Genomic DNA, 12,390 nt, shown 5'->3' on the forward strand with positions numbered 1-12,390 from the left:
GGGCTTCAGCGCGCAGCGGCCGGCGGATGCGAGCCGAGCCGGGTCGAGATGCCGGCCGCAACCTCGCGCAGCCGTGTCCCGACCTTCGCCGCCAGCGAATGCGGCATGCGCATCAGGGGGGCGGAGACGCTGAGCGCCGCGACGGGATAGCCGTCCTCGTCGAGGATCGGCACGCCGACACACATGGCGCCGTCCTCGTTCTCGCCCATTTCGGTGGCATAGCCGGTCCGCGCCACCTGACGGAGTTGGCGTTCGATCTCCTCGCGTTCGAGCAGCGTGCGCCCGGTGCGCTCTGTCAGGGGCAGGTCGAGCTGGCGCTGACGTTCGGCGTCGGGGAGGAAGGCCAGGATCGCCTTGCCGAGCGCGGTCGAATGCATCGGATGGCTTTCGCCGATGCGCGCCTGCATCCGCAGCGAACGATTGGCCTCGATCAGGTCGATATAGACGACGGTACCGTTGCCCTTCACGGCCAGGTTCACCGTCTCGTTGAATTCGTGCATCAGCTCGATCATGGCCGGGCGCGCAAGCTCGCGGACCTTGCTGACGCTGGCATCGGCACGGGCGATGGCGCGCAGCTGGGGGCCGAGATTGTAGCGGTCGGTAGCTCGGTTGTGGTCGAGAAAGCCGGCGGCGGTGAGCGTCTGCAGATAGCGGAAGGTGGTTGTCTTCGGAATCCGCAGCTCCTTGCTGACGGCTGTGAGCGCGATCTCGTGCCCGTGGCGGGCCACCAGTTCCAGCACCTTCAGCGCCTTCATCACCGGCTGYACGACGTAGGGGTTGTCGGGTTTCCTGGTCATGGCCGCTCCGGTCGTCCAGCTCGATCAGCTTCGCATAGCCAGCCCGACGGAATTCCGCAAGACGAAACCAGCGTTCCTTTACGCGGTGCGGAGGGTCTGGTCTGGTCGGGGCAATAGCAGCGGAGGCAACGCACGTGGCAGGCAACGGCACACAGCAGTCCGAGACACTGCGCTTCGAGGAATCGGCCCGTCAGGTCGCGGCGAACGCCCGTTTCGTCGCGGGGGGCGTGAACAGCAATTTCCGGCTCGGCATGGCACCGGGGCCGCTCGTCTTCGAGCGCGGCGAGGGCGCCTATCTGATCGATGTCGATGGCAACCGGATCATCGACTATTACTGCGGCATGGGCGCGACCGTGCTTGGCCACTCGCCCAAGGCCGTGATCGAGGCGGCCCAGCGTCAGGCGGAGAAGGGCATCCTCTTCGCCGGGCAGGCGCCGATCGAATATGAAGCCGCCAAGCTGATCTGCGAGCGCATTCCCTCGGCGGAGCGGCTGCGCTTCGGCTCTTCTGGCTCGGAGGTGGCGCAGGCGGCGATGCGGCTGGTGCGTGCGGCCACAGGCAAGCGGACCATCGTCAAGTTCGAGGGGCATTATCACGGCTGGTTCGACAACATCCTGTGGTCGACGGCGCCGGGGCTGAACGCGGCCGGGCCGGACGAGGCGCCGACGCCGGTGATCGGCAGCAAGGGGCAGGACCCGGAGGCGGGCGAGGGGCTCTCGATCCTCGGCTGGAACGACCTCGCGGCGCTGGAGGCGCGGCTGGCCAAGGGCGACGTCGCCGCCGTGCTGATGGAACCGGCGATGTGCAACCAGGGTGCCATCGCGCCCGCGCCCGGCTATCTCGAGGGTGCGCTCGCCGCCTGCCGCAGGCATGGCGCGCTATTGATCTTCGACGAGGTCATCACCGGCTTTCGCCTCGGCCGCGGCGGGGCGCAGGAGCGCTTCGGCGTGACGCCGGACCTCACCATCATGGCGAAGGCGATCGCCAACGGCTTTCCGGTCGCGGCGATCGCCGGTCGCGCGGAGCTTGTCGATATGTTCGCAGATGGCGTGCTGCATGGCGGCACCTTCAATGCGCAGCCGATCGCCATGGCAGCGATGGTCGCAACCCAGAAGGCGCTGACGCCGGAGCACTACGAGCGCAGCTCCGCCCATGGTCAGCGCCTGCAGGACGGCATCCGCAAGATCCTGGCCGAGGAGGGCATCAAGGCGCAGGTCGCGGGCTTCCCGCTGATGTTCCATGTCGCCTTTGGGCTCGATGCGCCGGCACGGAACTATCGCGATGTCGCCCGCTCGGACAAGGCGGCCTACAGCCGCTTCGCCCATGCGCTGCTCAAGCGCGGCGTTCGCGTGCTGGAACGCGGCGCCTGGTTCGTTTCGTCGGAGCATGACGCAGCGATCGTCGATCGAACCTTGGACGCGGTCCGGGCGGCAGCGCGCGAAGTCGCTGCCCCTCGACCGGCTTGATGCCGGGGCGCTGTCGGCCAGCCGCCATCGCAATGCTAGACCGCCGATCGTCCGTTGAGCATTTCGATGGCGGATCGGACGAGCACCCGCACGCCTTCGGCAATACAGGACTCGTCGGGCTGGTAGTTCGAGTTGTGGACGCGGTCCTGACGGCCTGCTTGTCCGGAGCCGATGCGGATATGCGAGGACGGCACCCGCTCTGAGAAGAAGGCGAAATCCTCGGCGCCGAACCCGCCCTCGACTTCGATGGCATCGCCGCCCTGCAGCCTCACCGCCGCGATTGTGCGGTCGAGCAGTTTGTCGTCGCTCATCACCGGCGGCAGATTGCGGCGATGGTGGATCTTGCAGTCCACGCGATGGACGAGCGAGACGCCGGCGCAGATGCGCTTCATCGCCGCCTCGATAGTGTCGCGCGCCTCGGGCGAGCGGGTGCGGACCGTGCCAGCCATCGTGCAGCGGTCCGGGATGATGTTGTAGGCGTCGCCGCCTTCGATGCGGCCCACGGTGACGACGGCGCTGCGGATCGGGTTTAGCTCGCGCGAGACGATCGTCTGCAGCTGGGTCAGGAGGTAGCCGGCCGCCACGATGGGGTCGACGGCTTCGTGCGGTTGGGCGGCGTGGCCGGAGCGACCCTCGACCACGATCTGGAAACTGTCGGCGGAGGCGAAGCTCGCGCCGCGAATATAGGCGATCTGGCCGGCGGGTATGCCGGGCTCGTTGTGGAAGCCGAGCGCCATGTCGACACCGTCCAGCACGCCGTCGGCGATCATGGCGGCGGCACCGCTGTCGATCGTCTCCTCCGCCGGCTGGAAGACGAGGCGGATCGAGCCCCTCAGCTTGCCGGAGAGCTGGTTGAGGACGGCACCCACGCCGATCAGCGTCGCCGTGTGCAGATCATGGCCGCAGGCATGCATCCGGCCCGGAACGGTGCTGGCATAGGGCAGGCCGGTGGTCTCCTGCATCGGCAGCGCGTCCATGTCGGCGCGGATCACGAGGCGCGGGCCGGGAGCCCCGCCTTCGATATCGGCGACGACGCCGGTGCGGCCGACGCCGGTCCTGCATGCGATGCCCAGTCGCTCAAGCTCGGCGGCGACGACGCCGGCGGTGCGTTCCACCTCGAAGCCGATCTCCGGATGAGCATGGATGTCGCGGCGGATCGCGACGAGGCTCGGTTCGATCTCGCGGACGATGGCGTCGATGACGGGGCCGATATCGTTGCGGTCGGTGACGTGGTCCATGGTGGAATCCGATCGAGAGAAGCTGCTTCGAAGGCGCGAGGGAGGTCGCGCCGGCCGAAAAACCGGCCGGGTTTCTGGGTCGCACTGCGGAATGCGGTCCCGTCAGCGCGCGGCTGCCAGCGAATCGGTGATCCAGCCGTCGAAGGTCGACTGGTTCTCCTTGATCCAGGCCTCGGCAGCCGCCCTGATGGCGCGCGGCGAGCTGTCGAGGGCGATCGCGCCTTCCCATTTCGCCCAGGTGTCGCGCGGGTAGCGGGACAGTTCGAGGAAGCGCTGGATCGCCGGATTCTTGGCGAGGAAGTCCTTGTTCGCGATCGGCATGTAGTTCCACTGACCGAGTGCCATCCGGCACGGATCCTGCCCCCCGGCGCAGCCCTTGACGCCGGGCACGAGGGCGCTCGCCGAGACCTTGATGTTGGGCGGCACGGCGTCGAACGGCGTGGGCAGCCAGACGACATCCTTGCCCGGCACCAGCTTGTCCATCACCCAGGACGGGCTCCAGGCGTAGTAAAGCGTCGGCTCGCCGCGCATCACCCGCGCGATCGCCTCGGCCATCAGCGCTTCGTATTTGCCGCGCACCGATTTGATGGTGCCCTTCAGCCCGAACTTGTCGATCTGGTATTCGACCACGTCACCGCACGACCAGCCGGGGTCGCAGTTGATCAGGTTGACCCTTCCCTCGGCGGAGAGCTTCGAGGCGATCTGGGCGTCCTTGAGTTGGTCCAGCTGGGTGATGTTGAGGGCGTCCGCCGTCTTCTTGTCGATCAGGTAGCCGTTGACGCCGCCCTCGACGATCGTGCCGTTGCCGATGGTCGCCAGCTGCTTTTCGACCGCCTTGAACTGCGGTTCGCGCTGCGGAAAGTTGACGCCCGAGATCATGTCGAGATCGCCGAGCGCGGACGCCTGGAAGAACAATGTCGGGTTGATCTGCGTCTCGACGGGCTTGTACCCCATCTTCTGGAAGGCGGTTTGAATGATGTGATCCTGCATCCGCGTCGCGCCCAGCGTGTCGCCGATCGCAATCCGCACCGCTTTTCCCGTGCCGGGCAGGGTTTCGGCGGAAGCGCCGCCTGCCCATGACCCCGCCAGGGCCAGTGCCAGGATCATCCCGGCATTGCGCGTCCAGAAAGCGGCCATCATCGATCTCCTCGAATTCAGTTCCCGTCGAAGGTTAGCGGGAGCCTGCAACTGTCACTTCCTGCCGCGAGGCGGAGAGCAAGCGGACCGTTTCCATCGAAACGACGCATGTCGTGCCGGTGCCCGCGAAGCATAACCTGCTGGCAGGGGTCCAATTGCAGCAGGAAGTGGTGCTGGCCGTTCGCTGTCGGTATTCCCTGTCGCCGAACCGCACGATCATGGGCCATCTGCCCTGGAGGATATCATGAGCATCGCAGCCCGCCTGAAGGACCCATCCCTGTTCCGTGAGCAGGCCTATGTCGGGGGCGACTGGATCGGCGCCGCCAACGGCGCAACGCTCGATGTGGTGAATCCGGCGACGGGGGAGACAATTGGCACAGTGCCCGCGCTCGGCCGCGGCGAGACGCAAAGCGCGATCACGGCGGCAGAAGCGGCTTTCGCCAGCTGGCGCGCCCTGCCGAGCGCCGAGCGCGGCCGGCTGGTCGAGGCCTGGCACGACCTGATGCTCGCCAATCTAGAGGACCTCGCGATCATCATGACCGTGGAGCAAGGCAAGCCGCTGGCCGAGGCGCGCGGCGAAGTGCGCTACGCGGCCGGCTTCCTGAAATGGTTCGCCGAGGAATCGCGCCGCATCTATGGCGACACGATCCCCGCGCCGACCAGCGACCGTCGCATCATCGTGCTGAAGGAGCCCGTCGGCGTCGCCGCCGCGATCACGCCCTGGAACTTCCCGGCGGCGATGATCACCCGCAAGGCGGGGCCAGCGCTCGCTGCGGGCTGCCCGATCGTCATCAAGCCCTCGGAGCTGACGCCCTATTCGGCGCTGGCGCTCGCGGTCCTGGCCGAGCGCGCCGGGATTCCGAAAGGCATCGTCAGCGTCCTCACGGGACTGCCGCAGGAGATCGGCGCCGAACTCACCTCCAGCATGGCGGTCCGCAAACTGTCCTTCACCGGCTCGACCCGGGTCGGCCAGCTCCTGATGCAGCAATGCGCCGACACGATGAAGCGCGTCAGCTTCGAGCTCGGCGGCAACGCGCCCTTCCTGATCTTCGACGACGCCGATATCGACCTCGCCGTCGCGGGGTTGATGGCGAGCAAGTTCCGCAATAGCGGCCAGACCTGCGTCTGCGCCAACCGCGTGCTGGTGCAGGACGGCATCTACGACCGTTTCGCCGACAAGCTCTCAGCGGCCGTCTCGCAGCTCGTCGTCGGCAATGGCCTTGAGGAGGGCATCACGATCGGCCCGCTGATCAACAAGGCCGCCGTCGAGAAGGTCGAGCGCCATATCGACGATGCCCGCGCCAAGGGCGCAACGCTGCTGGCGAGCGCCAAGGCCGCGCACGGCCAGCTCTTCGCCGCGCCGACCGTGCTCGGCGGCGCCAATGTCGGGATGGCGCTGGCGAGCGAGGAGACCTTCGGGCCGGTGGCACCGCTCTTTCGCTTCAAGGACGAGCGCGAGGCGGTGGAAATCGCCAACGCGACCCCCTATGGGCTGGCCTCCTACTACTTCACCAGCAACCTGAACCGGGCCTGGCGCGTGGCCGAGAAACTCGAATTCGGTATGGTCGGGCTGAATACCGGCTCGGTCTCGATCGAGGCGGCGCCCTTTGGCGGCGTCAAGCAGTCCGGCATCGGCCGCGAAGGCTCGAAATACGGCATCGAGGAGTATCTCTCGATGAAGTCGTTCCACATCGGCGGGCTCGGCTGACCCGCACGGCACGGCCTGGGCCAACGGCTTGCCGCGGCCTGGGCCTTTGCCCGCTATGTCGCGGCCAGAACCACACCGGGATTGAGGATTCCCAGAGGGTCGAACGAGGCCTTGATGCCGCGCATCAGGGCGATCTCATGCGCAAGCCGCGCCTTGCCGAGAGCGGCGACCTTGAGCCGCCCGATCCCATGCTCGGCGCTGATGCTGCCGGCATCCGCCGTGACGGTGCCGTAGACGATTTCATCGACGAGCGGCCTGAGTGCCTCGATGCCGCCGGCTTGCTCCTGATGAACGGGGTCGGGGACCACGTTCACATGCATGTTGCCATCGCCGAGAAGGCCGACGAAGAGACGCCTGGCCGTCGGAAGCGCGACCGCGAGTTCTGCCTCGATGCTGTCGAGGAAGGCCGGGACGGCAGCCGTCGCGACGCTGACGTCATAGGAAAAACCTGGTCCGGTGCGGCGGTTCGCTTCGGATACGGCGAAGCGCAGATGCCAGATCGCGGCCGCCTGTCGGCCGTTCTGAGCAAGCACCGCGTCGGCTACCGTGCCGTTTTCGAGAGCCGTGGCAATGCCAGCGCCAAGGCTTTCGCGCGCGGCTTCATCGCTGTCCCCCTCCGTTTCGACGAAGACGTACCAGCGATGGCGGTTCGCAAGGCCGGTCCGGGCAGCAGGCAGGAGGTCGAGGACGAGCTGCATCTCGCCCTCGCACATCAGCTCGAATGAGGCGATCGCGGCGAGGCCGGCATCGCGCAGGCGACCAAGCAGCGCGAGTGCATCTCGCGGGTGTCCGACGCCGCAGAGGGCTGTCGCGGTGCCGCGCGGCGCCGGCAGCAAGCGCAGCGAAGCGGCGGTGATGACGGCGAGGGTTCCCTCCGAGCCGATCAGAAGATGGCGCAGGTCGTAGCCGGTATTGTCCTTGCGCAGCAGCGACGGGGTGCGGCTGACGGTGCCGTCCGCCAGCACATATTCGAGGCCGAGGACGAGATCGCGCGTCATGCCGTGCCGGATAACGTTGATGCCGCCGGCATTGGTCGCGACGATGCCGCCGATCTGGCACGAGCCCTCGCTGCCGAGACTGATCGCCAGCAGGCGGCCGGCCTCGCGCGCGGCCTGCTGGGCTGTCGCGAGAACGCAGCCGGCTTCGGCGACGACCGTATCGCCTTCCGTGTCGATCGCGCGGATGCGGTTCATCCTTTCGAGCGATAGAACCACGGCGCGGCCGGACGCGTCCGGCGTTGCTCCGCCGGAGAGGCCTGTATTGCCGCCCTGCGGCACGACCGGCGTCCGGGTTGCCGTTGCCCATTCCATCACGGCCGCAACTTCGGCTGTATCACGCGGTTTCAGCACGGCTTTCGCGGTGCCGCGATAACGCCCGCGCCAGTCGACCAGATAGCGTGCCATCGCCTCGGGATCGGTAACGACGCTCCCGGGTCCAAGCCGATCTTGCAGCGCCTCCATCATCAGACCGTCCCCGCGTCGACGATGAAGTTCTGGCCGGTGCACATGCGCGAGGCGCCGGAACAGAGGAACAGGATCATCGCGGCGACGTCCTCCGGCTCGATCGCTCCCTTGATCGCCTGCTGCTCCTGCGCCTTCGCCCAGCGCTCCGCCGACATATGCTCGGTGCGCTGGCGTCGGGTCATCACCCAGCCGGGCGTGACGCAATTGACCCTGACGCCGTCTGGGCCGAGTTCCCGCGCCAGCGAGCGGGTGAAACCGAGCACGGCGGATTTCGCGGTGGTATAGGCGATCAGGTCGGTCGCGCCCTTCATCCAGGACGTCGAGCCGAGATTGACGATCGAGCCGCCGCCGAGTGCCGCCATGCCGGGCGCAACTGCCTGCGCCAGGACCATCATGGGCCGCAGATTGACGGCGAGACGATCGTCCCAATAAGCGGGCGTGATGCTGGCGAAGCTGTGACGCTCATCGTGGCCGGCATTGTTGACGAGCATCGAGACAGGGCCGAGACGGGTCTTCAGCATTTCAGCAGCATCGCGCGCCGCATCGACGTCGCGTAGATCCGCGTGCTCGAAGGCGACGTCCAGCCCTTCCGCGATCAGCGCAGCGGCCAGTGCCTCGCCGGCATCGCGGTCGATGTCGATGAAGCCGGTGCGGACACCCTGCCGGGCAAGCATCCTGACCGTGGCACGGCCGATGCCGTCGGCGCCGCCGCTGACCAGTGCGGCCTTGCCACGCAGGTCCGGATAGCTGGCTTCGACGCTCATCCCGCAAAGCCCGCGGCGGGCAGGCCGGGCGCCGGGGCCTGTGCGGCGAAGAGGCCGCCGGAGAAGGGGGCATCGGCCAGCACACGCGAGGGCAGCCTGATGCGCGCGGTGGTGATGAAGAGCGTGGAGAGATCCGGGCCGCCGAAGGCGACGCTGGTCGGGCGCGGGACCGGCAGCCGGATATCGCGCTCGCGGCGTCCGTCGGGCGCGAAGCGGCGCACGCACCAGCCGTCCCAGAGCGCGCACCAGACGAAGCCCTCGCTGTCGACCGCTAGCCCGTCGGGGCGGCCCTCGCTCGGGTCGATCTCGGCGAAGATGCGGCGGCGGGCGACCGAGCCCGTCGCCGGGTCGAACTCATAGGTGTAAATCCGGCCGGGCGCGCTGTCGGTGAAGTAGAAGGTCCGCCCGTCGGGGCTCCAGTCGAGCCCGTTGGCCACACGGAATCCCTCGTCGACACGTCGCCAGCTCAGGTCTGCCTCGATGCGGTAGAGCGAACCGGTCGGCCTTGCCGCGTCGAGGCTCATCGTGCCGGCCCAGAGCCGGCCCTGCCGGTCGCATTTGCCGTCGTTGAACCGGTTGTCGGGCAGGTCGGCTTCGGGGTCGACAAGCGGGGTGAGGCTCCCGCTCGCGAAATCGAAGCTCTCCACGCCCTCCTGCGTCAGCGCGACGAGCCCGCCATTGCGCCGTTCGACGACGGCGCTGACGAGGCGAGGCAGGCGCACCTCCTGGTTGGTGCGGGTGACGGGGTCGAAGCGATGCACGGCCGGGGCGAGGATATCGACCCAGTAGAGCCGCTGTTCGGCCGCCGACCAGATCGGCCCTTCCGCCAGATGGGCGCCCCAGGGCAGCACGCATTCGGCATCGCTGTCGCCGTGGCGGTGGGCGGGAGCCGGCGGGGCGATGTTGACCGGCATGGCACCGACATTGCCGGAAATCTGCCGGGCCGCCGCCATCAGATCGCGACCCGTCGTATGCAGCCGGTCGTTGGAGAGCCGCGCCGTCGGGCCGAAAATGCCGATCGCGGCAATGGCGCGGCCGGTGTGGTCGAAGATCGGGGCGGCGGCCGAGGACACGCCCGGCACATGCTCTTCCTGCGAGACGGCATAGCCCCGTGCGCGCACCAAAGCGAGGTCGGCGAGCAGCGCCTCCTCGTCGGTGATGGTATGGGGCGCGTGATGGTCGAGCGTGATCTGGTCGAGCAACGCGCGCCGCTCATGCGGAGTGGCGAAGGCCAGCAGCGCCTTGCCGCCGGCCGTGCAATGGAGGGGTGCCCGGCGTCCAGCCTCGATGCGGAAGCCGAAGGCTCCGCCGCGGCTGCGCTGATCGATATAGAGCGCCTCTCCGCCATCGACGGCGCAGAGCGCGGCCGTCTCGCGCGATTCCTCGGCAAGACGCTCCAGCATCGGCGCCGCCGCGGCCCGCAGGTCGAAGGACTCCCAGACGCGATGGGCGAGCTCGAACAGCCGGTGACCCAGCCGGTAGGTGTTGTCGCTATCCTCGTGCCGGATCAGCCGGAACAGCAGCAGGGTGTTGAGAAGGCGCGCCAGCGTGCCCTTGGCGAGCTTCGTCGCCGCCTGCAGATCCTTGAAGCGTGGCGGCGTCGGGTGCTCGCCGATCACTTCGAGCAAATACAGGCCTTTGGCGAGGGCAGCCGCGCCCAGCGGCACGTCACGCTCTTCCGGGGGCGGTACGCGCTCGGGCTGCATGTTCAGGCCGCCTTCGCCCGCGCGGCCCGCGCCGCGGCGGCTTCCGCGATCATGCGCTCGATCGTCCATTGCGGCGCGAACCCCAGCTCCGCCCGAATCCGGGCATTCGAGGTCTCGTAAAACACGCCGCTGCCGGGCAGGTCGACCGTTTTCAGCGGCAGGCCCGTCGCCCGCGCCATCGCTGGCAGCGCTTGCGCGAAATCGACCGGGGCGGTGCCGCCCAGATTGTAGGTCCGCCCGGCCGCCTTCTCGCTCTCCAGCGCGAGCAGGATGCCGTCGACCATATCGCGCGTATCGGTGATGTGCATGCGGAAGGGGCGGCCGCTTTCGTTGCGAGAGAGCACGAGCGCGGTCGCCCCGTCGTCGATCACCTTCAACGCGGCGACCGCTATCGCGTTGCCGAAGCCCTCCTGCTGGCGGATTTTCGGCTGCAGGAAGAAACGCGGACCTGAGAAGAAGCTGGTCTCGTCGAGCAGTTCACTCGCGTCCTGCGTATGCGAGAAGCGCAGGATCGTGGCCGGGATGCCGGCACTGCGCTCGGTGAAGCGGACGATCTCCTCGCCGACCTGTTTCGACAGCCCGTAGGCCGAACGCGGTTTCAGCGGATGATCCTCGTCGACGGGCAGATAATCAGGCACGTTCTCGGGATAGACTTCGCCGGAGCTGGCGAAGACGACGCGGCCCGCCGGGACCTTCGCCGCCTCTTCCAGCAGGACGCGCGTACCATCCACATTGGCGCGGAAGAGCTTGTCCGCATCGCTCGCGAGCCAGGACATGAAGGCGCCGAGATGCAGGATCTGCCGCGCGTCCTTCACCGCCTCGCGTGCGGCCTCGCGGTCGTCGAAGGCGCCGACGATCTCTCGGTAGCCGGCGTCTCGGCGCCCGGAGCCGCGCAGGTCGAAGCCTGTGACGGCATGGCCGGCGGCAAGGAGCCGATCGACGACGCGGGAGCCGATACGTCCTGCGCTTCCTGTGACGAGAATGGCCATGGCAGCGCTCCTCAGTTCAGGGCGAGATGCGTCTGCGCATCGAAGAGATGCAACCGGGCCGGGTCGAACGAGAGCGGCATCGCCGCGCCCGCCGTCGCGCTGTCGGCATCCATGACGCGAGCGATGAACTGGTCGGCGCGCCGCTCGTCGGTCTCGGCGCCTTTGAGCGTCGCCCGGTTCTCCTCGACGAGATCGACATAGAGGTATTTCTCGCTGCCAAGGCTCTCGACCAGGCGGGGCGTGGCCTCGAAGCTGACCACCCCGGCCGCCCCGGCGGAGAGATGCTCCGGCCGCAGGCCCAGTATGAGGTCGCGGCCGGCGATGTCGCTGGTGCCGGGCAATTCGATCTCCCGCCCGAACAGCCGCGCGATGCGGCCGTCCCGGACCGTCGCGCGCATGAAATTCATGCCGGGCGAGCCGATGAAACCGGCGACGAAGAGATTGGCCGGCCTGCGGAACATCGTGTCCGGATCGGCGATCTGCTGGATCGTGCCGTCGCGCATGATCACGATGCGGTCAGCCATCGTCATCGCCTCGGTCTGGTCGTGCGTGACATAGATCGTCGTGGTCTTGAGCCGCTGGTGCAGGGCGGAAATCTCGGCGCGGGTGTGGACTCGCAGCTTGGCGTCGAGGTTGGAGAGCGGCTCGTCCATCAGGAAGGCCTGCGGCTCGCGCACGATGGCCCGGCCGAGCGCGACACGCTGGCGCTGTCCGCCGGAGAGCGCCCTCGGCTTGCGGTCGAGCAGATGCTCGACGCCGAGGATCCGAGCGGCGTCCCGGACCTTGGCGTCGATCTCGGCCGAGGGCACGCCGCGCATCTTCAGCCCGAAGCCCATGTTCTTCGCGACGGAGAGATGCGGATAGAGCGCGTAGTTCTGGAAGACCATGGCGATGTCGCGGTCCCCAGGCGCAAGGTCGGTGACGTCGCGCCCGGCGATCTTCACCGTGCCGGAGGTCGCTTCCTCAAGCCCGGCCAGGATCTTGAGCATGGTCGACTTGCCGCAGCCGGACGGGCCGACGAAGACGACGAACTCGCCATCGTCGATCTCCAGCGTGAAGTCCTTCAGAACCTGCAGCGAGCCGTAGGATTTGGTGACGCGTTCGATGCTGATGCCAGCCATG

10 protein-coding genes are annotated in these 12,390 nt (G+C 67.9%); 2 read left to right on the forward strand and 8 right to left on the reverse strand.

From position 1 onward, the window contains the following. Window positions 1-5: 5 nt before the first annotated feature. A complete protein-coding gene (locus tag AC1DVA_RS17095; RefSeq protein WP_476806661.1) occupies window positions 6-797 on the reverse strand; it encodes an IclR family transcriptional regulator in 792 nt (263 codons plus the stop codon). A gap of 134 nt (window positions 798-931) precedes the next feature. Between AC1DVA_RS17095 and AC1DVA_RS17100 the strand changes: the two genes are divergently transcribed. Beyond that, a complete protein-coding gene (locus AC1DVA_RS17100; RefSeq protein WP_265053307.1) occupies window positions 932-2,263 on the forward strand; it encodes an aspartate aminotransferase family protein in 1,332 nt (443 codons plus the stop codon). A 35-nt stretch (window positions 2,264-2,298) separates the two neighbouring features. On the opposite strand, the gene AC1DVA_RS17105 is transcribed toward AC1DVA_RS17100, so the two are convergent. Further along, complete coding sequence (locus AC1DVA_RS17105; protein WP_265053308.1) at window positions 2,299-3,501, reverse strand: M20 metallopeptidase family protein; 1,203 nt, start codon at window positions 3,499-3,501, stop codon at window positions 2,299-2,301. A gap of 102 nt (window positions 3,502-3,603) precedes the next feature. Beyond that, on the reverse strand, window positions 3,604-4,638 hold the full coding sequence (proX, locus tag AC1DVA_RS17110) for a glycine betaine/L-proline ABC transporter substrate-binding protein ProX (RefSeq protein WP_265053309.1): 1,035 nt from the start codon (window positions 4,636-4,638) through the stop codon (window positions 3,604-3,606). Between the two features lie 244 nt (window positions 4,639-4,882). On the opposite strand from proX, the gene AC1DVA_RS17115 reads away from it, so the two are divergent. Beyond that, entirely contained in the window at window positions 4,883-6,346 is a 1,464-nt protein-coding gene (locus AC1DVA_RS17115; RefSeq protein ID WP_476806662.1) for an NAD-dependent succinate-semialdehyde dehydrogenase, read from the forward strand. 53 nt (window positions 6,347-6,399) lie between these two features. Here the strand turns inward: AC1DVA_RS17115 and AC1DVA_RS17120 are convergent, their stop codons facing one another. Genes AC1DVA_RS17120 through AC1DVA_RS17140 form a run of 5 tightly spaced genes read right to left on the reverse strand, consistent with a single transcriptional unit; the run spans window position 6,400 to window position 12,389 of the window. Next, complete coding sequence (locus tag AC1DVA_RS17120; RefSeq protein WP_476806663.1) at window positions 6,400-7,749, reverse strand: FAD-binding oxidoreductase; 1,350 nt, start codon at window positions 7,747-7,749, stop codon at window positions 6,400-6,402. A 59-nt stretch (window positions 7,750-7,808) separates the two neighbouring features. Continuing rightward, window positions 7,809-8,573, reverse strand: a complete 765-nt coding sequence (locus AC1DVA_RS17125) for an SDR family NAD(P)-dependent oxidoreductase (RefSeq protein ID WP_476806664.1) — start codon at window positions 8,571-8,573, stop codon at window positions 7,809-7,811. Next, a complete protein-coding gene (locus tag AC1DVA_RS17130; RefSeq protein ID WP_265053313.1) occupies window positions 8,570-10,279 on the reverse strand; it encodes an SMP-30/gluconolactonase/LRE family protein in 1,710 nt (569 codons plus the stop codon). Before AC1DVA_RS17130 ends, AC1DVA_RS17125 begins: the two co-directional genes overlap by 4 nt. A gap of 2 nt (window positions 10,280-10,281) precedes the next feature. Beyond that, window positions 10,282-11,268, reverse strand: coding sequence for an NAD-dependent epimerase/dehydratase family protein (locus AC1DVA_RS17135; RefSeq protein ID WP_476806665.1), 987 nt, complete (start codon window positions 11,266-11,268; stop codon window positions 10,282-10,284). A gap of 11 nt (window positions 11,269-11,279) precedes the next feature. Next, window positions 11,280-12,389, reverse strand: coding sequence for an ABC transporter ATP-binding protein (locus AC1DVA_RS17140; RefSeq protein ID WP_476806666.1), 1,110 nt, complete (start codon window positions 12,387-12,389; stop codon window positions 11,280-11,282). Window position 12,390: the final 1 nt, after the last annotated feature.

This window comes from Allobosea sp. P4_C6, from assembly GCF_056402015.1.